Origin of the sequence: Thauera sp. (assembly GCF_047601425.1) — a bacterium.
In the GTDB taxonomy this organism is placed as follows: domain Bacteria; phylum Pseudomonadota; class Gammaproteobacteria; order Burkholderiales; family Rhodocyclaceae; genus Thauera.
The window spans coordinates 939,342-957,771 of sequence record NZ_JASGJL010000001.1 but is presented as its reverse complement, the minus strand read 5'-3'; the positions used below and the strand labels follow the sequence as shown (position 1 = coordinate 957,771).

Below are 18,430 nucleotides of genomic sequence, written 5' to 3'. Positions count from 1 at the left end.
GATCTCATAGTGAAAAGCGGAAAGTCGCGCCCTTGCCGAGCTCGGCTTCGGCCTGGATGCGCCCGCCATGGCGGTTCACGATACGCTGGACCGTGGCCAGGCCGATACCGGTGCCGGGAAACTCCGTCATGCGGTGCAGACGCTGGAACGGCCCGAACAGCTTGTCCGCATAGCGCATGTCGAAGCCGGCGCCATTGTCGCGGACGGTGAAGAGCGGCGCGCCGTCTTCGCTGTCGGCGGTGAAGGCGATGCGGGCAACGGGCGTCTTCGAGGTGAACTTCCAGGCGTTGTCGAGCAGGTTTTCCAGCATGATGCGCAGCAGGCGCGGATCGCCTTCTGCCGCCAGACCCTCTTCGACGAACAGCTCGGCCTCGCGCTCCGGGGCGGCGTTCTGCAGGTTGCCGAGCACCTCGTTGGCGATGGCGCTGAGATCGACCGTTTCGCGCTGCATCTGGTCGCGCGAGACGCGGGAGAGCTTGAGCAGGTCGTCGATCAGTTCACCCATGCGGTTCGTCGCGGCCTGCACGCGGCCGAGGTAGCCCCGTGCCTTGTCGTCGAGTGCGCCGGCATGGTTCTTCGCCAGGACCTCGGTGAAGCCGGCGATGCCGCGCAAGGGCGCGCGCAGGTCGTGCGAAACGGAATAGCAGAACGTCTCCAACTCGTGGTTCAAGGCCTGCAGCTCCCAGGTGCGCTGGGCCACGCGCTGCTCGAGCTCGGCATTGAAGGCGAGCAGCTGGATCTGGGCCTGCTGCAGCGTGCTCTCGGCGCGCGTGCGCATCTCCACTTCGGTGGACAGGGCGTCGAAATTCCGCTTCAGGCGCTCGGCCATGTCGTTGAAGGAGCGGGCCAGCATGTCCATTTCTTCCAGCGGGCTGCCCGGCAGCTGCTGGGCCAGGTCGCCGGCGGCCAGCGCCCGGGTGGCACGCGAGATGCGGCGGATCGGCGCGGTGAGCTTCGAGGCCAGCACCGCGGCGACTGCGAGCGACAGCAACAAGGCCAGCGCGAAGATCATGGCCGAGCGGCTGTTGCCGGTCTGGATGCCGCTCAGGTAGTACGACTCGGGCATGGCCGTGACCATGATCCAGTCGTCGTGGCCGCCGCTGCGGTCCTGATAGGCCTTGGCACGGGCAAGCCAGGTTTCACGCGACAGGGGCTTGGGGTCGATCTGGACGAAACGGAACTGGTGATCCGGCGCAAGCTGCTGCAGGCCCCCCGCGAGATGGCCGATCGCCGTGGCCACCACCGGATCCGTGCCAGGCGCCGACGATGCGACGAGGCTGCCGGCCCGGTCCACGATGAAGGCGCGGCCGTGCGCGGCGACCGGCAGTTCCCCGAGCAGCCCGGCAATGGCAGCGATGTCGCCCACCGCGCCCGGACGCGACAGTTGTTCGTCCAGCCGCAGATCGATGTTCTCGGTGATTTCCTGATGCAGCCACTCGGCCAGCCGGTTCGCATCCTGCGCAGCGCTGCGCAGCGTGACGTAGGCAGTCGCGCCGACCATCAACAGCACCAGCACGATGAAGGGGGCGAGGATCACCATGCGCAGCGGAACGCCGGATTCCCCCGCGCCGGGCGCCGTGTCCTGCCGGTCATGGCCGGATTCCCAGATCCACTGCTTCTGGCCCAGCGACCGCTGCTTCACATGGCCGCCGATGTCGGCCCAGAAGAAACCCGATCGACGCGCAAGCGGCAGCGCAGCCAGCATGATCAGCGGTGCAAGCACCCAGGTGACGCCGGTCGTGAAGATCAGCGCCGGCGTGACGGTACGGTAGGAAATTTCCGGCGTGAACTGCGCCGCACTGAGATGGCCCCACAGCACCGGCTCGATGGCCAGGAACAGCAGTACGAAGCCCAGGTAGGCGCCCCAGGTGCGGGCGCGCCGAAAGTCCGGGTTCCTGCCGATGAGTTGATAGGCGACCCAGAAACAGGCCGCATTGATGAAATACCCGGGCAGCCAATCGACCAGGAAACCGGGCGGCACACCTTCGATCAGGTCGGACAGGCCGTAGGCGAACGGCACCGTGATCAGCGCCGGGTAGCCGAACAGCACGATGCACAGGAACACGACCAGATCCTTCAGCGACTCGAAAGTCTGCGCCCCCGGCACAAGCACGAAGAAAGAACCGAGCCAGCCGGTCAGGATGATCAGCACGAAGGTCAGCGGAATGCTGGAGAAGGCCTTCGTATTCCAGGTCTGGCGTTCCCGGCCCAGCCTCCAGCGTCCGCCGGGCCGCAGCGTGAACCTGCCGAAGGCCAGCAGCATCAGCCCGAAGCCCAGCCAATAGCCGAGCCGGCCCCAGACTTCGAGCAGCGGCAGCGGAACGGCCGCGAAGCTTTCCTCGATCGCGTGGACGATGGTGTTCATGCGCGCGCCCCTGCTCCGGTGCGGGCGGCAGCCAGCCGGAAGATGGCGATAGACAAGGGCGGCAAGAATGAAGGGAGATGGCCGGGAATGGCGATTTCCAGGTGCCCTGCGGGGAATGAAACCTCGAACTCCATGGACTGCTCGGCCGTCAACAGCGATGGGGAAAGCATAAACCGCTTTGCTGGATATGAGAAAAGTGTAAGCGTGCGATATCGCGCGAAACGACGGTCTGCTGCCCCTCCCCCTGCCCTGCCGGAATCCCTCGATCCCGTGATACGAGGCAGCCTGCTCCTTTACCAGCCAGCCCATCGGCCGCCAGCCAAGGGATGGGCGCTGCATGGAACGATCCCTGGAGAACTCGATTCCTAGTGCGCGCGTCCTCCCAGGTACAGCTCCCGCACCTTCTCGTCGCGCAGCAGTTCGTCGGCGCGCCCGGTGAGCGCGACGGTGCCCATCGACAGCACGTAGGCGCGATCGGAGATGCGCAGCGCCTCCATCGCGTTCTGCTCCACCATCAGGATGGTCACGCGCTCCTGCTCGCGCACCTGGACGATGGCGTCGAAGACCTCGTGCAGCACCTTGGGCGACAGGCCCGCCGAGGGTTCGTCCAGCAGCAGGATGCCGGGCCGCGGCATCAGCGCGCGCGCCAGCGCCAGGATCTGCCGTTCGCCGCCGGACATCGACGACGCACGCGCTTCGAACTTCCTGGCGAGGACGGGATAGAGCGTGCAGAGTTCTTCCATGCGCCGCGCGCAGTCGGCCTTGTCCATGTAGTGGCCGCCGACCTGCAGGTTCTCGCGGATGCTGAGTGCGCTGAACACGTTCTCGGTCTGAGGCACGAAGCCCAGGCCGCAATGGCGGATCTTGCGGTGCACCGGGATCTGCGAGACGTCCTCGCCGCGCAGCGACACCGTGCCGCTGCGCGGCAGCAGGAAGCCGGCGATGGTCTTGAGCAACGTGCTCTTGCCGCAGCCGTTGGGGCCGAGCAAGGTGACGATCTCGGCTTCCTGCACGTTCAGCGTCATGCCGCGCAGGATGTCGATCTCTGCGGTGTAGCCTGCCACCACGCTGTCGATGTCGATCATGCGGCGTTCTCCATCGCAACGGGTTTGGCCCCTGCCGTGCCCAGGTAGGCCTGCAGCACGCGCTCGTTGCTGGCCAGTTCGTCCGGGCGGCAACTGGCGACGATGTGGCCGCGGTCCAGCACCACGCAGCGGGTGCACACGTCGCGGATGAAATGCATGTCGTGCTCCACGATCACCAGCGTCATGCCCTGCGCGTTCAGGCGCTGCAGCGCGGCGACGATGTCGCGGCGCAGATTGGGATGCACGCCCGCGGTGGGTTCGTCCAGCAGCAGCATGCGCGGCTCGGCCATCAGTGCACAGACGATGCCGAGCAGCTTCTTCTGCCCGCCCGAGATGGCCGAAGCTGGCAGGTCGCGCACCGGCGTCAGCAGCAATTCCTCGAGCAGATGCTCGGCCTTGTCGCGCGCGGCACGTTCGGCAGCCCTTGCCCCGGCCGTGCCCAGCAACGTGTCCCACACGCCGTGGTGGGCGGTGACGGCAGCCATGGCGACCTCGATCACCGACATCTTGGTCGGCATCGACGGCAGCTGGAAAGTGCGCGCCATGCCGGTACGCACGATGCGGTGCGCCGGCAGGCGGTCGATGCGCTGGCCGTCGAAATGCACCGTGCCGGCGTCGGCGGAGGTGAAGCCGGTGACGACGTTGAGCAGCGTGCTCTTGCCCGAGCCGTTGGGGCCGAGCAGGCCGACGATCTCGTCTGGCGCGATCTGCACGCTGACGTCCTTCAGCACCTGGTTGCCGCCGAAGGCCTTGGCGACGGAGCGGATGTCCAGGAAGGCGTTGGTCGATGAATCGGTCATGGGATCTTCCGCAGCTTTTCGGGGATCAGGCCCTGGCTGCGCCATAGCAGGCAGGCCAGCAGGATGGCGCCGATCATGCCCAGGCGCAGCGCGCCGGCGAGGTCGGAACTGAACTGGAAGTAGTCCTTGGCGAAAGGCACCAGCGCATAAGCGGCCTGCACCAGCACCACGCCGACGATGACGCCCGCGGTGTTGCCCAGGCCGCCGATCATCACCATGGTCCACAGCAGGAAGGTTTCCGGCGCAACCATGTAATCCGGCCCGGCGAAGCTCATGTAGTGCGCGTACAGCGAGCCGCCCAGCGCGGTCACCGCGGCGCCGGTCATGATGGCGTGCGACTTCAACTGGCGCAGGTCGTAGCCCATGCATACGGCCAGTTGCGGCTCCTCGCGCATCAGCCGCAGCGCCCGGCCGAAGCGGCCGTTGGCCAGCCGGCGCGACAGCAGCGCGAACATGGCCAGCACTGCCAGCACCACGGCCAGGAAGGCCAGCGCGCTCCAGGGCCGGGCAAGGCCCTCGAACAGCGACGGAATGCCCGCGATGCCGTTGGCGCCGCCGGTCAGCCAGTCCTCGTTGGTGGCGATGGTGCGCAGGATCTCGGCGATCGCCAGCGTGGCGATGCCCCAGTAGTCCGCCGCCAGTTGCCGGCCCAGGCGTGCGATGCACCAGCCCAGGGCCATGGCCACCAGCACGCCGCAGGCCGCGCCCGCCAGCGGCGACCAGCCGGCCTGGACGGCGATGCCGGTGCCGTAGGCGCCGATGCCGGCGAAGGCGATGTGGCCGAAGTTGAGCAGCCCCGACACCCCCGCCTGCAGGTTCAGCCCCAGCGCCATCAGGCCGTAGATGCCCGCGATGGTGAGGGTGGCGATGAAGAAATCAAACACGGCGCACCTCCCGGTCGAACAGACCGTAGGGCTTGAACAGCAGCGCCAGCAGCAGGATCAGGAAGGAACCCGCGCTGATGTAGGACACCGGCAGGAAGGCGATGGGCTTGCCCAGCAGCGGACCGAAGTTGATGTTGGTCACCAGCGTCTCGGTCAGTGCGATCAGCAGCGCGCCCAGCACCGCGCCCAGCGGGTTGCCGAGCCCGCCCAGGATGGCGGCGGCGAACACCGGCAGCAGCAGGTCGTGCCCCAGGTTGATGTGCGCGCCGATCGACAGCGCCAGCACGCTGCCGCCCAGCCCCGCGATGGCGCCGCTGACGAAGTTGACCAGGCGGGTGATGCCCTCGGCATTCAGGCCCGAGGCGGCGGCCAGCGCCGGATTGGTCGACAGCGCCCGCATCGCGCGCCCGGTGCGGGTGAAGAACAGCAGCAGCATGAACAGCACCAGCAGCACGGCGGTGGTGACCATGGCGTAGATCTGGGTATGCGACAGGCGCACGTCGCCCACCATCACCGGCTCGGTCATCGGCAGGTTGAACATCAGCGGAAACGAGCCTGCAAAGCCCTGCACCGTCGCCACCACCAGCATCGCCACCGCCAGCGAACCGATCATGGTGATGGCCGGCCCAGAACGCAGCAGGCGGCGGAACACCAGCAGGTGCAGGACCAATGCGAGTAAGCCGGTAAGCATGCAGGCGATGAGGATCGCCAGCGGCAGCGGTACGCCCATCGAGAAGAAGACATGGGTGGCGTAGGCCCCCAGCATGGCGTACTGCACGTGCGCGATGTTGGGAAACTTGACCAGGCCGTAGACGGTGCTCAGGCCCAGCGCGACGAGCGCAAGATCCGAGGCACGCAGGAGCGTGTCGAAGAACAGTTGGAGCATGGCGAGCGGAAAGAAGCGCTATGAAGTCGGAAGCCTCCAGCGCCTGGCGGACAGGCGCTGGAAGGCACGGCTCGAAATCGCCGCTCGCGGCGATTCCTGGTTCAGCGGGGAACGACCTTGCCGTCGAACTTGAGCTTGGCGTACGGCGGGTCGAGGCGCTGGCGGTCGGCATCGAACACGATCGGGCCGGTGACGCCGACGTAGCCACCGCTGCCGATCTCCTTCAGCGCGGCCTGCACGGCGGCGGTGTCGGTGGACTGGGCCTTGTTCATCGCCGCAGCGGTCATCAGCACCGCGTCATAGGCATAGCCGGTGTAGGAAGTCTTCATGCCTTCCTTGTGGCGGGCGGCGAAGGCTTCGGCGTAGGCCTGGCCCACCTCGCCATAGACGTTGCCCACCTCCATGCCGAGCTGGCCCTTGGCGATCTCGGCCGGCGTGTCCGACAGGCTCATCGAAATCAGGATCGCGTAGAAGGGCTTGGCGCGCAAGCCCAGTTCCATCGCCTCGCGGTTGATCACGGCCGACTCCTGGCCGTAGGCGGTGTAGATGTAGGCGTCGGGGTTGGCGCGCGAAAGCTGCTGCAGCTCGCGGCGGTAGGTGGACTGGCCCGCGGTGTACAGCGCCTCGGCGACCACCTTGCCGCCGAGCTTCTCGAACTCTTCCTTGAAGCCGTGCACCACGCCCTGGCCGTAGGCATTGTTGGGGGCGATCATCACCACGTTGCGGTAACCCAGGTCCCACGCGTCCTTGGACGAGAACTGGTTGCCCTTGTCCTCCAGGCCGATCAGGTTGAACGAGCTCGCGCCCAGTTCGCGGATCTTCACGCTGGTGCTGGCGATGTTGATGTGGGCGACGCCCTCCTTGACCAGGTATTGCGCCATCGGCAGCGTGATGCCCGAGGAGTATTCGCCGATCACCACCGGCACCTTGTCCACGCTCACCAGCTTGCGCGCGGCATTCAGCGCCGTGGTGGCATTGCCGCCCGAGTCCTCGATGATGACGTTGAACTTCTTGCCCAGCACCCCGCCATCGGCGTTCACTTTATCGACGGCCAGCGCCACGGCGCGGCGCACATCCTCACCCACTGTGGCATTGGCACCGGTGAGCGACAGCACGGCGCCCATGTTGATCGTCTCCTGCGCATGTGCGGGGAAAGCCACGGCAAGGCCGAGCGCGATGGCTGCAGCAGAGAATTGGCGGCGGGTCAGAGACATGTGAACTCCTGGCTGGTGGGGGAAAAACACTTCGGCCCTTGCAATATCCATACCTGCAAGAATTTGGCACAAATGTATTGAAATCGGGCCAAATCGGCATTTAGGGAAAACCCCTCGGCAAATCCGGCCCCAAACACCACGGAGCCCGAGCTTCCACTCCGTACGAGGCATGCCGCCAGTCTGAGTCATGCGTCCGGCGCTCCCCTTCCCGGCCGCCGCACGATGGTGACGGGCATCGAAGCGGCCTGGCCGGACGCGTTGCCGAACATCCACGCCGCCCCAGAATGCCGCGCAAGCCCGCCAACCATCACCAACCTGGTGCAAGCGCTCAAAGCGTCGCCTGCGCCACCGCATGCTCCCAGCGCGCCATCAGCGCCTCGGCCTGGTCGTGCGCGAGTGTAGGCAGAAAGCGCCGCTCGGCACGCCAGAGCTCCGCCAGTTCTGCAGTACCTGCATACACGCCGCGCGAGAGCCCAGCCAAATAAGCCGCACCCAGGGCGGTCGTCTCCACCACCGCCGGGCGCACCACCGGAATGCCGAGCAGGTCGGCTTGGAACTGCATCAGCAGATCATTCACGCAGGCGCCGCCGTCCACCCGCAGCTCGCTGACCGGGCTGCCGCCCTGGGCCACGGCATCGCGGCTCATGGCCTGCAGCAAGGCCGCGCTCTGGTAGGCGATGGATTCGAGCGCCGCGCGGGCGACGTGGGCCAGCGTCGTGCCACGCGTCAGGCCGGTGATGGTGCCGCGCGCCTCGGGCTTCCAGTACGGCGCGCCCAGGCCGGTGAAGGCCGGCACCATCATCACGCCGCCCGAATCCGGCACGCTTTCGGCGAGCGCCTGCACTTCGCTGCTGGCCGAAATGGCACGCAACCCATCGCGCAGCCACTGCACCACTGCGCCGCCGACGAACACGCTGCCTTCCATCGCGTATTCGGGGGCATGGCTGGTTTGCGCCGCACTGGTGGTCAGCAAGCCGTTCTCACTGCGCTGAAAGCTGCCGCCCGTATGCATCAACATGAAGCAGCCCGTGCCATAGGTGTTCTTGGCCATGCCGGCGCTGAAGCAGGCCTGGCCGAACAAGGCGCTCTGCTGGTCGCCCGCGACCCCGCCGATGGCAATCGAATCGCCGAGCAGCTCGGGCGCGGTCCGGCCGAAATCGCTGCTGGAGGGCAACACCTCGGGCATCAATACACGCGGAATGCGCAGCAGCTCGAGCAGTTCGTCGTCCCACTGGTTGCTGCGCACGTTGAACAGCATCGTGCGGCTGGCGTTGCTGACGTCCGTCACGTGGCGGCGTCCGCCGGTAAGCTGCCAGATCAGCCAGCAGTCTACGGTGCCGAAAGCGAGCTCGCCGCGCTCGGCCGCCGCTCGCGCGCCGGGCACCTTGTCCAGCAGCCACTGCAGCTTGGTGCCCGAGAAGTAGGCATCGATCAACAAACCGGTCTTCCGCTGGACGAGCTCGGCGCAGCCCTGCTCGCGCAAGGTCGCGCAGATCGGCTCGGAACGCCTGTCCTGCCAGACGATGGCGTGGTGCATCGGCCGGCCGGTCCTGCGGTTCCACAGCACCGTGGTCTCGCGCTGATTGGTGATGCCCAGGGCGCGCACGTCTTTCGCACCGATGCCCGCCTGCCGCAGCGCCTGCTGCGCGGTGGCGAGCTGGGTACGCCAGATCTCCATCGGATCGTGCTCCACCCAGCCGGGGCGCGGGTAGATCTGCGGCAGTTCCTGCTGCGCCTGGGCGACGATGTGGCCGCGCTCGTCGAAGACGATGCCGCGCGAGCTGGAGGTTCCCTGGTCGAGGGCAAGCAGGTAGGTCACGGGTCAGCGGCTCCGATAATCCTCACATCAGCCAGCCTTGCAATGTGGTGAAATAGCTGAATGAGTGGTATTTTTCGTTTAACTGATTTACAGCTATTATTCATTTAACTGGACAACACATGATTTCCATGTCGCCCACTCAGCATGTTCTGATCTCGGGGTCACAGCTTGGCCAGATCTTGCAGTCCGCCCGCAAGGCCCGCAAGCTGTCCCAGGCCGAACTGGGAAGCCGCATCGGCTTGAGCCAGTCTCGCGTCTCCTACCTGGAGCTGAACGCTCAGGAGCTGAGCGTCGATCAACTGCTCGCCTGGTGCGCCGCACTCGGCCTCGAATTCTCTCTCGGTCCGCGTGGCGCCGCCGCATCCGCCGATTCGCAGACGGAATGGTAAGAGACCAGTCATGGGCCGCAAATCGCACAGCCGCACCCTTTCGATCTGGAGCAACGGCGTACACGTCGGGCGCTGGACCATCCCTGCTCGCGGCGAAATGGAATTGCAGTACGACGGCCGCTGGATCGCTGCCGAAGTGGGCCGCCCGCTGTCGCTGTCCTTGCCTTTCAACGTCGAGAACATGCCCCTGAAGGGCGACAAGGTTCTTCACTGGTTCGACAACCTGTTGCCCGACAGCGATACGATCCGCAAGCGCATCGCCGAGCGCTTCAGGACGGCATCGACCGACCCCTTCGACCTCCTGAAGGCCATCGGCCGGGACTGCGTGGGCGCGGTGCAGATCCTCGGCGAGGACGAAGAGCCGGAAGGCTTCGATCGCACCGAAGGCCGGCCCTTGTCCGATGAGGGCATCGAGCGCCATCTCATCGAAACCGTGTCACCACGCGCCTTCGGTGCCAATAGCGATTCCGCCGAGGATTTCCGCATTTCGCTGGCCGGCGCGCAGGAAAAAGCCGCCTTTCTGTGGTGGAACGGGCAATGGCACCAGCCTCACGGCGCGACGCCGACCACGCATATCTTCAAGCTGCCGCTGGGCCTGATGGGCGGCAGGCAGGCGGATTTCACCACCTCGGTCGATAACGAGTGGCTGTGCCTGAAGCTGCTCAAGGCCTATGGACTCGACGTCGCCGATGCCAGCATCGCCACCTTCGGCAAGCAACGCGTGCTCGTCGTCGAGCGTTTCGACCGACGCCTCGCACCCAATGGTCAATGGCTGATGCGACTGCCCCAGGAAGATTTCTGCCAGGTGGAAGGCTGCACCCCATTGCGCAAATATGAAACCGACGGCGGGCCGGGCCTGAAGGCGCTGTTCGCCACGCTGCGGCACTCGGTCCATGCCGAGGCGGACATGCGGGCAGTGATGGCCGCGCAGATCCTCTTCTGGCTGTTGCGCGCGCCCGATGGCCATGCCAAGAATTTCAGCATCCGCATCCTGCCGCGCGGACGTTTCCACCTGGCTCCGCTCTACGATGTGATGTCCGCCTATCCGGTGCTCGGCAACGGCCCCAACCAGTGGTCGCCGCGCGACATCAGGCTCGCCATGGCTCTGCTCGGCAAGAACAAGCACTACCAAATGCACGGCATTCAGCGACGCCACTTCGACAGCACCGCTCAGAAGACGGGCTACGCGGCCTCTGCTGAACAGCTCATCGAAAGCATCCTGGCTCGCACGCCCACCGTCATCGAAGAGGTTCAGGCCAGCCTGCCGCGAGGGTTTTCCATGCAGGTCGCCGAAACGATCCTTGGGGGGCTCGAGCACGCCGCGGCAAGACTTCGACAATGAGAGTTTCGGGAACACAGCCCTGCCCCAATGAGTTGCCAGCCAGTGCGATAAGCTGTCGGCATCTAGGAACAAGCAAGGAGCCTCCTCGCCGGACAACGCGGCCGGGAGTCCAGGAGACCAAACAGCATGACACCCGCCCCTCCCCGCAAAGGCGCGACCCGCGCCGCCGACATCCCCGACGAGGTGCTGCAGGCCCTGTCGCGCGGTGAGATGCAAAGTGCCACGCTGGCCGAGGGCCTGGCGCTCGACCAGTCCGAACTGGTGCGAGCGGTCTTTCCCGATCTGTCGCCCGGGGCATTGAAAGCCGTCGATGCCGCAGGTGAACTGGGCATCCTCAAGCGTATGGCCCGCATCGGCGAGGTGCTGCTGGAAGAGCTGGGCGCGGCCGGCATCACGCAATGCGGCTCGCACGGCTCGGACACGGTGCGTGGCTGGGCCTGCTTCATGATCGGTGCGCAATCCGGACTGGACGTGGCAGCACGCCTGGCCGCCATCCGACCGCTGGCCGACGACGCACATTTCGGCGTGCGCGAATGGGCCTGGATGGCCGTGCGTCCGCATCTGGTGCGGGAACTGGACACGTCCATCGCCCAACTGGCGCAATGGACGGCAGAGCCGTCCGAACGCCTGCGCCGCTTCGCCAGCGAAGCCCTGCGTCCGCGCGGCGTGTGGTGTGCGCACATTGCCGCGCTCAAGCGCGAACCCGAACAGGCCTTGCCCATCCTGTCACCGCTTCGCGCAGATCCGGCCACCTACGTTCAGGATTCGGTTGCCAACTGGCTCAACGACGCGGCCAAGGATCAGCCCGCCTGGGTGCAGGGTCTCTGCGACCAGTGGCTGCAAGGCACACCGACCGACGCCACCCGGCGCATCTGCCAGCGCGCCCTGCGCAAGCTCAGGTAAGCCTGCATTCAGACACTACCAGTCCGACAGCACGATCTTGCCTATCGCCTGCGCAGCCGGCTGCACGGTCGAAGCCACGCTCGACCTGATCGGGGGCAAATGGAAAGGCGTCATCCTCTATCGCCTGCTCACCGAACAGGTGCTGCGCTTCAACGAACTGCGCCGCCTGCCGCCCAAGGTGGAGTACCGGCTGACGGATTACGGGCAGACGCTGGCTCCCGTCATTCATGCACTGAAGTCATGGGGCGACGCCCATATCCAGCATCAGAACGGCACAGATCGATCGCAGGCTTCCAGCGCTTGAGTCAGGAAGAGCGCCGGGTACGCGCCGTCGTCCATTGCACGGCGAAGACGCTGAGCAGCACGATCATCAGGCCCGCGAGGGCCATGCCGATCATCGACTGCGAAAGCAGCATCCAGCCCAGCACCACCGCGGTAAGCGGGCTGAGCAAACCCAGCGATGCGACGGCCACGGTCGGCAAGCGCACGACGCCGCGGAAGAAGAGCACGTAGGCCAGCACCGCGCCTGCCAGGCTCAGATACGCATAGGCCACGCCTTGCGACAGCGACAGGGGCGGCAAGGGTGCATCGGCCAGCCAGGCCACCGGCACGAGCATCAGTCCGCCGATCAGCGCCAGCACCGGCATGTCCAGGCGCCAGCGTTGCGTCAGCCAGATGCCGGTCGCCATGCATACGGCGCCCGCCAGCGCGGCCGCGATTCCCACGGGTTCGAACACCGTCTGCGGCGACAGCAACAGCACGGCCATGCCCGCGATGCCTGCCACGGCCGACCACAAGGTGACCTGTGCCGGTGACCGCTTGTCGGCCACCCAGGTCAATGCCATGACCACCAGCGGCTGGACGGAACCCAGCACCGCCGCAAGCCCGCCCGGCAAACGATAGGCCGCCACGAACAGCAATGCCTGGAAGATGCCGATGTTCAGTGCACCCAGCACCAGCAGACGCCACCAGTCCCTGCGCACAGGCATCCGGCGCGTCAGCACGAGCAGCAGCAGGCCGGCAGGCAATGCCCGGATGAGCGCGGCGGTAAAGGGACGATCCGGCGGCAGAAACTCCGAGGTCACGATGTATGTCGATCCCCAGACAATGGGAGCGAGCGCGGTGACCATGACGTCGCGCCAGTAGTTGTTGTTCGAAGGGACGGTGGCCATGGCAGTTATCTTCAATTCGAGATATATTGATTGTGCTCGCCATTTATCTTGAAATCAAGACATATGCACAGAACCAGCCAGCGACCGGCCGATGCAGTGGATGTCATCCTCGAACAGTGGGCGCAGGAGCGGCCCGATCTGGATGCCAGCCCGATGGGGCCTGCAGGACGCATCATGCGATGTGCGCTGCGGCTGCAACAGCGCGTGGAATCCGGACTGGCCCACTTCGGCCTGAGCCTTTGGGAATTCGACATGCTTGCCGCGCTGCGGCGCGCCGGCGCGCCATACCGCTTGAGCCCGACCGAGCTGTTTTCCGCCTTGATGGTGACTTCAGGCACGATGACCCATCGGCTCAAGAGCCTGGAAGCCAGAGGATGGATCGAGCGGGTACCCAACGAACAGGATGCACGCAGCATGCTCGTGCAGTTGAGCGACGAAGGACGAGCCTTGATCGACCGCGCGGTCGAGGTCCACGTCGACAACGAGCGCCGGCTTCTGTCCGCGCTGCCCTCCGCTGCGCTTGCCGAACTGGACGCCCACCTCTCCGCCTTGCTGCTGGCATTGGAAGCGCCTGCGGACAGCGGCACATCCGGGAATCGCCTCCCTGCACCGCCTGATGCCGCATAAGAATCCAAGCCAGGCCTTCTGGCGCGACCCGGCCCTGCCCTTCGCCGAAAGCCGCCGCGCCTGCCGAAGCCGCGCCTGCTACAAAGCCCATCACCATCCGAGCTTTTCCATCGGTGCGGTCGATGGTGGCCGCAGCGTCTTTACCGGCGCCGACGCCGGACCGGTCGAGCTGTCCCCCGGCACGCTGGTGTTCGTGCCTGCCGAGCGCGTGCATGCCTGCAACCCTGCCGCCGACACGGCCTGGAGCTACCAGATGCTGCATCTGGATGCGAACTGGCTACGGGCCGTCCGCCGGGAGTACGCACATGCCGGCGCGATCGACGCCGAACCGGTACGCATCGTGACTTCCCCCGCGGCCTATGCACGTTTCTGCCGGCTCAATGACTTGCTGTTCTCCGACGCCGATGCACACGACAAAGAGGCGGCGTTGATCGAGTTCATCGGCGACAGCGACACCGAACAGGGCTTGCGCATCGACGCGCCGAACGTGCCCTCGCATCTGGCCGAGCAGATCCGACCGACACTGGACTGCCTGCGCGCTTCACCTTCTGCCAGCATCGCCCTGGACGTACTGGCGCGCCTGGCGGGCATGAGCCGCTATCAGTTGATCCGCGCCTTCCGTGCAGTGACCGGCATGACCCCGCATGCCTGGCAATTGAACCTGCGCATCAACCTGGCCAGGGCCCAGATGCGGAAAGGGGACAGTCTCGCGGACGTGGCCCTGCGCCTCGGCTTCTCCGATCAAGCGCACTTCCAGCGGGTTTTCAAGGCGCATGCGGGTGTGACGCCCGGCCGCTTCCGCAGCTAGCGCCGCAGCTGCAATTTCCTTCAATACGGAACCCCCTTCGGTCAGCACACTGCGCAAAAAACTCGCATGCGTGCCCTCGATGGAGCAGTTCCTGATGATCGCCGCAGCGCATTTCCTCGCGCTGCTCTCGCCCGGCCCCGACTTCTTCCTGATTGCCCGGACCTCTTTGTCCGCCGGCTGGCGCACCGCCGGCGGCGTGTGCCTGGGCATCGCACTGGCCAACGGCGTCTTCATCGCCGCCGCCTTCGCCGGCATGGCTGTGCTGCAGGCGGGCAGTGCCCTGTTCAGCGTCCAGCAACTGGCGGGGTGCGCCTGGCTGATCCATCTCGGCGTGCTGTTCGTGCGCCACGCCGGCAGCAGCACGCTCGAGGTCCCGGCACCAGGCAAGCACGCCGTGCCCGCTGCACGGCCTCTCGCCGCCTGGTTCCGTGCCGCCGGCATGGGTTTCCTGTCAGGCATCCTCAATCCGAAGAACGCCCTGTTCTACGCCAGCCTGGCAGCGATGCTGACCGGCCCGCACGCCAGCGCCGGCTGGAAGACGATCTACGGCATCTGGATGTTCAGCGTGGTGCTGTCATGGGATGTGCTGGTTGCCATTCTGATCGGCAACCGGGGCGTGCTGCAGCGCTTCGAACGGGCGCTGCCCTGGCTGGAACGGATTTCCGGCGCCGTCCTGATCCTGCTCGCGCTGGGCGTGATCGCAGTCATGGCGTTCCGCTGATGCGCGACGACGCCGGCGGGACGCCACCTGTTGTCAACGCATCACCAGGCCGCCATCCACGAACAGCACCTGCCCGGTCATGAAACCGCTGAGCTCCGAGGCCAGGAACAGCACCGGCCCGGCCACATCTTCGGGCCGTGCCAGACGCCTGAGCGGCGTGGCCGCCATCAGCGATTCGCGGAACGACTCGCGGGTGTTCTGCGTACCCTGCGTGGGATAGACCAGGCCCGGCGCCACGCAGTTGACGCGGATGCCGACCGGCCCCAGCTCGCTGGCCAGATTGCGGCTGAAGGCCACCAGCGAGGCCTTGGCCGTGGTGTAGTCGTGGTAAGGCACGACCGGATGTTCGACGAGGTTGGTGGCGATATTGACGATGCTGCCCCGCGTGCGCCGGCGCATATGCGGCAACACCGCGCGGCAGACCTCGAAGGCCGCGCCCACGGCGCCGTCGAACTGGACCTGGTAATCGCGCCAGTCCAGGTCGTCGAAGCGGCTGCGGCGTTCGGGGTCGAAGGCATAGGGTTTGAAGGCGTTGTTGACCACGATGTCGATCCCCCCGGCCTCGCGTGCGACCTCTTCGACCATGGCCTGTACGGCGGGCTCCGAGCCGACGTCGGCCTTGACCGCCCAGGCGTCGCCGCCGGCGGCCTGGCAGGCCGCCACGGTCCGGGCTGCCGCCTCCTCGTTGGCCAGATAGTTCGACGGCCACCGTCGCCCCCTCGCGCGCAAACGCGGTGGCGATGGCCGCACCGATGCCGCGGCCCGCTCCCGTGACCAGCACCACCTTGCCGCTCAGGTTCAATCCAGATGCCTGGTCCATGTCAGGCCTCCGGCAGCAGGCTGGTATCGACCACTTCCGCCACCTCGATCCGGCGCTGCACCAGGCCGAGCGCGCGATAGGCGTCGGCCCCCTTCTGCAGCGCCTCGAGGTCGAAGCTGCCCAGGCCCTTGCCCTCCACCGCCGGCAGCGAGGCCGCGTTGCGCAGGCGGATCACGTCGAGGTTGATGTCGCGCTGCGTGCCGTCGATGGCGTACTTGCCGGCCAGCGTCGCGGCTTCCTCGGGGTTGGCGATCATCCAGGCGGCGCTGTCGCGGTAGCCCTTCAGGAAGGCCTTGAGCAGCTCCGGCTGCTGGCGCAGCGTGTCCTCGCGCACCACGAACATGTCGCTGGAGATGTTCAGGTGGTCGCGCACGTGCATCACATCGACCTCGCCGATGCCCTTGCGCAGGCCCACGGCCAGGCCGGTGTCAGTGGCGGCCGTGGCATCGACCTGGCCCTGCATCAGCGGCGCGAAGTTGAGCAGGCCGGTGACGACGATGCTTACGTCCGACTCCTTCAGGCCGGCCTGGTGCAGCATCACCAGCAGGTTCTGGCGCGTGCCGCTGGACAGGCTGTAAACGCCGATCTTCTTGCCCTTGAGATCGGCCGGCGCGTGGATGCCCGCCGACTTGAGCGAAACCACGTTGAAGACGTTCTGCGGATAGATGTCGTAGATGGCGACCAGCTTCTCGCCCTTGTCCAGCGCCATGAAGAAGGAGCCGGGGTCGGTGAAGGCCACGTCGGCCTGGCCGCTGAGCAGGTTGCGGATGGCGTCGCCGCCGCCCGCGCCCGGCAGGTAGGCGAGATCCACCCCTTGGGCCTTGAAGAAACCCTTGGCGGGCTCGGCGAGGATGTTGGTGATCTCGCTGATCGGCTTGCTCCAGCCCGCCAGGCGGACCCTGCCCTGGGCCGGGGCGGCCGAGCCGACGCCGGCAAGCATCAGGCCGGCGAGGCCTGCAGTGGCGCCGAGCAGGCGGCGGCGGGAGATGAACGGAAGCTGGATCGGTGTATGCATGGCAGTTGCCTGTGGCAGTCAGGAGTTGCCGCGCGAGCGCGGAGGAGACGCAGCGGACAGGGACGAAGCGGGAAAGGCGTGGGCGCGCAGCAGCCTGCGCTCCAGCAGAAGGCAGCCCTGGTACAGCAGCAGGCCGATGACGGCGATGAGCACCAGCGCCGCGAACATCAGCGTGGTGTCCATCATGCCCTGGGCGGCGATGACCACGGCGCCCAGGCCCTGGCTCGACCCCATGAACTCCGCCACGACGACGCCGACCAGGGCCAGCACCACGGCCACGCGCAGCCCGGCGAGGATGGCGGGCAGGCCCATGGGCAGCTTCAGCCGCAGCAGCGTCTGCAGCCGCGTGGCGCCCAGCATGCGAAACAGCTGCAGCCGCTGCGCATCGGCCTGGCGCAGGCCGGTCAGCGTGTTCTCCATCAACGGAAAAAAGCAGATCAGCGCCGTGATCAGCACCGTGGGCAGCAAACCGAAGCCGAACCACAGCACGAACAGCGGCGCCAGCGCCAGCTTCGGCACGACCTGGCTGACCACCACATAGGGCTTGAGCACACGCTCCAGCAGCTCGGATTCGGCCAGCGCCATGCCGACGAGCAGCCCCACGATGCTGCCGGCCGCCAGCCCGAGGAACAGGGCCTGCAGCGTCGCCCAGACGTGCGGCCAGAAATAGCCCGAGGCCAGGCCCGACCACAAGGCCTGCGCCACCGCCGACGGCGCGGGCAGCACCAGCGCCGACAGCCCCCATTGCCGCACCACCAGCTCCCACAGGCCCAGCAGGACCAGGAACAGTGCGGCCGCCATCAGCCGTGCCTGCATCGGCGTCGGGCTCATGTGCCGGCCCCGTCCATGGCAGCGCGCACGCGGGCGCAGTAGTCGTTGAAAGCCGGGCCGTGGCGCATGGCCTGCGTGCGCGGCGCGGGCAGCGTGATCGTCCAGTTTTCCACGATGCGCCCGCCGTGCATCAGCGCGATGCGGTCGCCCAGGTAAACGGCCTCGTTGATGTCGTGGGTGACGAACAGCACCGTCGTGCCGTGCTCGCGGCAGGTGCGCAGCAGATCGTCCTGCAGCTCGGCGCGTGTGATCGCGTCCAGCGCTGCAAACGGTTCGTCGAGCAGCAGCAGCGGCGGTTCGAGGACCAGCGCCCGCGCAAGTGCCACCCGGCTCTGCTGGCCGCCCGAGAGCTGGCGCGGGTGGTGTTGCGCATGGCTTGCCAATCCGAGTTGATCCAACAGTTGCAGTGCGCGCTGCTGATCCTGCGGCGTGGGCCGGCGCTGCAGCGACACGGGCAGCAGCACGTTGTCCAGCACGCTCAGCCAGTCCAGCAGCGTAGGCGCCTGGAACATGAAGCCCACCTGCGGCCCGGGTGAGGCCAACTCGCCGCCGCGGAGCACGATGCGCCCCGCCTGCGGCCTCAGCAGACCCGCAGCCAGCTTGAGCAGCGTGGTCTTGCCGCAGCCGCTGCGACCCAGCAGGCAGTGGAACTCGCCGGCCTGCATGCGCCAGTCCACGCCATCGACCACCGGGGCGCGGCCCGGATAGGTGAACACCACCTTTTCGATGTCCAGAAACGCCACGATCGC

The 18,430-nt window shown here is 66.7% G+C and carries 19 protein-coding genes; 7 read left to right on the top strand and 12 right to left on the bottom strand.

The genetic code is table 11. The annotated features are described in order from the left end of the window. Positions 1–4 precede the first annotated feature (4 nt). The 7 genes from QM748_RS04655 to glpK form a co-directional block, all read right to left on the bottom strand. Complete coding sequence (locus tag QM748_RS04655; protein WP_415245880.1) at positions 5–2,365, bottom strand: ATP-binding protein; 2,361 nt, start codon at positions 2,363–2,365, stop codon at positions 5–7. A 365-nt stretch (positions 2,366–2,730) separates the two neighbouring features. Further along, positions 2,731–3,450 (bottom strand): ABC transporter ATP-binding protein, encoded by a 720-nt coding sequence (locus QM748_RS04650; protein ID WP_415245879.1) that lies wholly within the window; start codon positions 3,448–3,450, stop codon positions 2,731–2,733. Continuing rightward, the gene (locus QM748_RS04645) at positions 3,447–4,250 is read right to left on the bottom strand and encodes an ABC transporter ATP-binding protein (RefSeq protein WP_415245878.1); all 804 of its coding nucleotides are present in this window, start codon (positions 4,248–4,250) and stop codon (positions 3,447–3,449) included. Before QM748_RS04645 ends, QM748_RS04650 begins: the two co-directional genes overlap by 4 nt. Then, complete coding sequence (locus QM748_RS04640) at positions 4,247–5,134, bottom strand: branched-chain amino acid ABC transporter permease (protein ID WP_341644944.1); 888 nt, start codon at positions 5,132–5,134, stop codon at positions 4,247–4,249. The genes QM748_RS04645 and QM748_RS04640 overlap by 4 nt, the downstream gene beginning before the upstream one ends. Continuing rightward, on the bottom strand, positions 5,127–6,020 hold the full coding sequence (locus tag QM748_RS04635) for a branched-chain amino acid ABC transporter permease (protein ID WP_415245877.1): 894 nt from the start codon (positions 6,018–6,020) through the stop codon (positions 5,127–5,129). Before QM748_RS04635 ends, QM748_RS04640 begins: the two co-directional genes overlap by 8 nt. Positions 6,021–6,121: 101 nt before the next feature. Continuing rightward, on the bottom strand, positions 6,122–7,234 hold the full coding sequence (locus tag QM748_RS04630; RefSeq protein ID WP_415245876.1) for an ABC transporter substrate-binding protein: 1,113 nt from the start codon (positions 7,232–7,234) through the stop codon (positions 6,122–6,124). 328 nt (positions 7,235–7,562) lie between these two features. Then, positions 7,563–9,053, bottom strand: coding sequence for a glycerol kinase GlpK (gene glpK / locus QM748_RS04625; protein ID WP_415245875.1), 1,491 nt, complete (start codon positions 9,051–9,053; stop codon positions 7,563–7,565). Between the two features lie 119 nt (positions 9,054–9,172). Between glpK and QM748_RS04620 the strand changes: the two genes are divergently transcribed. The 4 genes from QM748_RS04620 (at position 9,173) to QM748_RS04605 (ending at position 11,991) form a co-directional block, all read left to right on the top strand. Continuing rightward, positions 9,173–9,442: a helix-turn-helix domain-containing protein gene (locus tag QM748_RS04620; RefSeq protein ID WP_415245874.1), complete on the top strand. Its 270-nt coding sequence runs from the start codon at positions 9,173–9,175 to the stop codon at positions 9,440–9,442. Between the two features lie 10 nt (positions 9,443–9,452). Beyond that, the gene (locus QM748_RS04615; RefSeq protein ID WP_415245873.1) at positions 9,453–10,784 is read left to right on the top strand and encodes a type II toxin-antitoxin system HipA family toxin; all 1,332 of its coding nucleotides are present in this window, start codon (positions 9,453–9,455) and stop codon (positions 10,782–10,784) included. A 126-nt stretch (positions 10,785–10,910) separates the two neighbouring features. Beyond that, positions 10,911–11,687 carry a DNA alkylation repair protein gene (locus QM748_RS04610; RefSeq protein ID WP_415245872.1) on the top strand — a complete coding sequence of 259 codons (777 nt, stop codon included), beginning with the start codon at positions 10,911–10,913 and terminating at the stop codon, positions 11,685–11,687. 37 nt (positions 11,688–11,724) lie between these two features. Then, entirely contained in the window at positions 11,725–11,991 is a 267-nt protein-coding gene (locus QM748_RS04605; RefSeq protein WP_415245871.1) for a winged helix-turn-helix transcriptional regulator, read from the top strand. Position 11,992: 1 nt separating this feature from the next. Here the strand turns inward: QM748_RS04605 and QM748_RS04600 are convergent, their stop codons facing one another. After that, positions 11,993–12,817 carry an EamA family transporter gene (locus tag QM748_RS04600; RefSeq protein ID WP_415245870.1) on the bottom strand — a complete coding sequence of 275 codons (825 nt, stop codon included), beginning with the start codon at positions 12,815–12,817 and terminating at the stop codon, positions 11,993–11,995. A gap of 105 nt (positions 12,818–12,922) precedes the next feature. On the opposite strand from QM748_RS04600, the gene QM748_RS04595 reads away from it, so the two are divergent. The 3 genes from QM748_RS04595 (at position 12,923) to QM748_RS04585 (ending at position 15,015) form a co-directional block, all read left to right on the top strand. Next, the gene (locus QM748_RS04595) at positions 12,923–13,486 is read left to right on the top strand and encodes a MarR family winged helix-turn-helix transcriptional regulator (protein WP_415245869.1); all 564 of its coding nucleotides are present in this window, start codon (positions 12,923–12,925) and stop codon (positions 13,484–13,486) included. Continuing rightward, positions 13,476–14,294, top strand: coding sequence for an AraC family transcriptional regulator (locus QM748_RS04590; RefSeq protein ID WP_415245868.1), 819 nt, complete (start codon positions 13,476–13,478; stop codon positions 14,292–14,294). The genes QM748_RS04595 and QM748_RS04590 overlap by 11 nt, the downstream gene beginning before the upstream one ends. A 94-nt stretch (positions 14,295–14,388) precedes the next feature. Beyond that, positions 14,389–15,015 carry a LysE family translocator gene (locus tag QM748_RS04585; protein WP_415245867.1) on the top strand — a complete coding sequence of 209 codons (627 nt, stop codon included), beginning with the start codon at positions 14,389–14,391 and terminating at the stop codon, positions 15,013–15,015. A gap of 33 nt (positions 15,016–15,048) precedes the next feature. On the opposite strand, the gene QM748_RS04580 is transcribed toward QM748_RS04585, so the two are convergent. The 4 genes from QM748_RS04580 to QM748_RS04565 form a co-directional block, all read right to left on the bottom strand. After that, on the bottom strand, positions 15,049–15,765 hold the full coding sequence (locus tag QM748_RS04580; protein ID WP_415245866.1) for an SDR family oxidoreductase: 717 nt from the start codon (positions 15,763–15,765) through the stop codon (positions 15,049–15,051). A 71-nt stretch (positions 15,766–15,836) separates the two neighbouring features. Further along, a complete protein-coding gene (locus QM748_RS04575) occupies positions 15,837–16,850 on the bottom strand; it encodes an ABC transporter substrate-binding protein (protein WP_415245865.1) in 1,014 nt (337 codons plus the stop codon). 18 nt (positions 16,851–16,868) lie between these two features. Then, positions 16,869–17,681, bottom strand: a complete 813-nt coding sequence (locus tag QM748_RS04570; RefSeq protein WP_415245864.1) for an ABC transporter permease — start codon at positions 17,679–17,681, stop codon at positions 16,869–16,871. After that, a complete protein-coding gene (locus QM748_RS04565; protein ID WP_415245863.1) occupies positions 17,678–18,424 on the bottom strand; it encodes an ABC transporter ATP-binding protein in 747 nt (248 codons plus the stop codon). Before QM748_RS04565 ends, QM748_RS04570 begins: the two co-directional genes overlap by 4 nt. Positions 18,425–18,430 lie beyond the last annotated feature (6 nt).

Bases quoted from the DNA above. Each gene is read 5' to 3' on its own strand.
- QM748_RS04585 (WP_415245867.1), top strand. From the start codon at position 14,389: ATGATCGCCGCAGCGCATTTCCTCGCGCTGCTCTCGCCCGGCCCCGAC.
- QM748_RS04600 (WP_415245870.1), bottom strand. From the start codon at position 12,817: ATGGTCACCGCGCTCGCTCCCATTGTCTGGGGATCGACATACATCGTG.
- QM748_RS04655 (WP_415245880.1), bottom strand. From the start codon at position 2,365: ATGAACACCATCGTCCACGCGATCGAGGAAAGCTTCGCGGCCGTTCCG.
- QM748_RS04595 (WP_415245869.1), top strand. From the start codon at position 12,923: ATGCACAGAACCAGCCAGCGACCGGCCGATGCAGTGGATGTCATCCTC.
- QM748_RS04630 (WP_415245876.1), bottom strand. From the start codon at position 7,234: ATGTCTCTGACCCGCCGCCAATTCTCTGCTGCAGCCATCGCGCTCGGC.
- QM748_RS04620 (WP_415245874.1), top strand. From the start codon at position 9,173: ATGATTTCCATGTCGCCCACTCAGCATGTTCTGATCTCGGGGTCACAG.
- QM748_RS04635 (WP_415245877.1), bottom strand. From the start codon at position 6,020: ATGCTCCAACTGTTCTTCGACACGCTCCTGCGTGCCTCGGATCTTGCG.
- QM748_RS04610 (WP_415245872.1), top strand. From the start codon at position 10,911: ATGACACCCGCCCCTCCCCGCAAAGGCGCGACCCGCGCCGCCGACATC.
- QM748_RS04650 (WP_415245879.1), bottom strand. From the start codon at position 3,450: ATGATCGACATCGACAGCGTGGTGGCAGGCTACACCGCAGAGATCGAC.
- QM748_RS04590 (WP_415245868.1), top strand. From the start codon at position 13,476: ATGCCGCATAAGAATCCAAGCCAGGCCTTCTGGCGCGACCCGGCCCTG.
- QM748_RS04575 (WP_415245865.1), bottom strand. From the start codon at position 16,850: ATGCATACACCGATCCAGCTTCCGTTCATCTCCCGCCGCCGCCTGCTC.
- QM748_RS04615 (WP_415245873.1), top strand. From the start codon at position 9,453: ATGGGCCGCAAATCGCACAGCCGCACCCTTTCGATCTGGAGCAACGGC.
- QM748_RS04645 (WP_415245878.1), bottom strand. From the start codon at position 4,250: ATGACCGATTCATCGACCAACGCCTTCCTGGACATCCGCTCCGTCGCC.
- QM748_RS04570 (WP_415245864.1), bottom strand. From the start codon at position 17,681: ATGAGCCCGACGCCGATGCAGGCACGGCTGATGGCGGCCGCACTGTTC.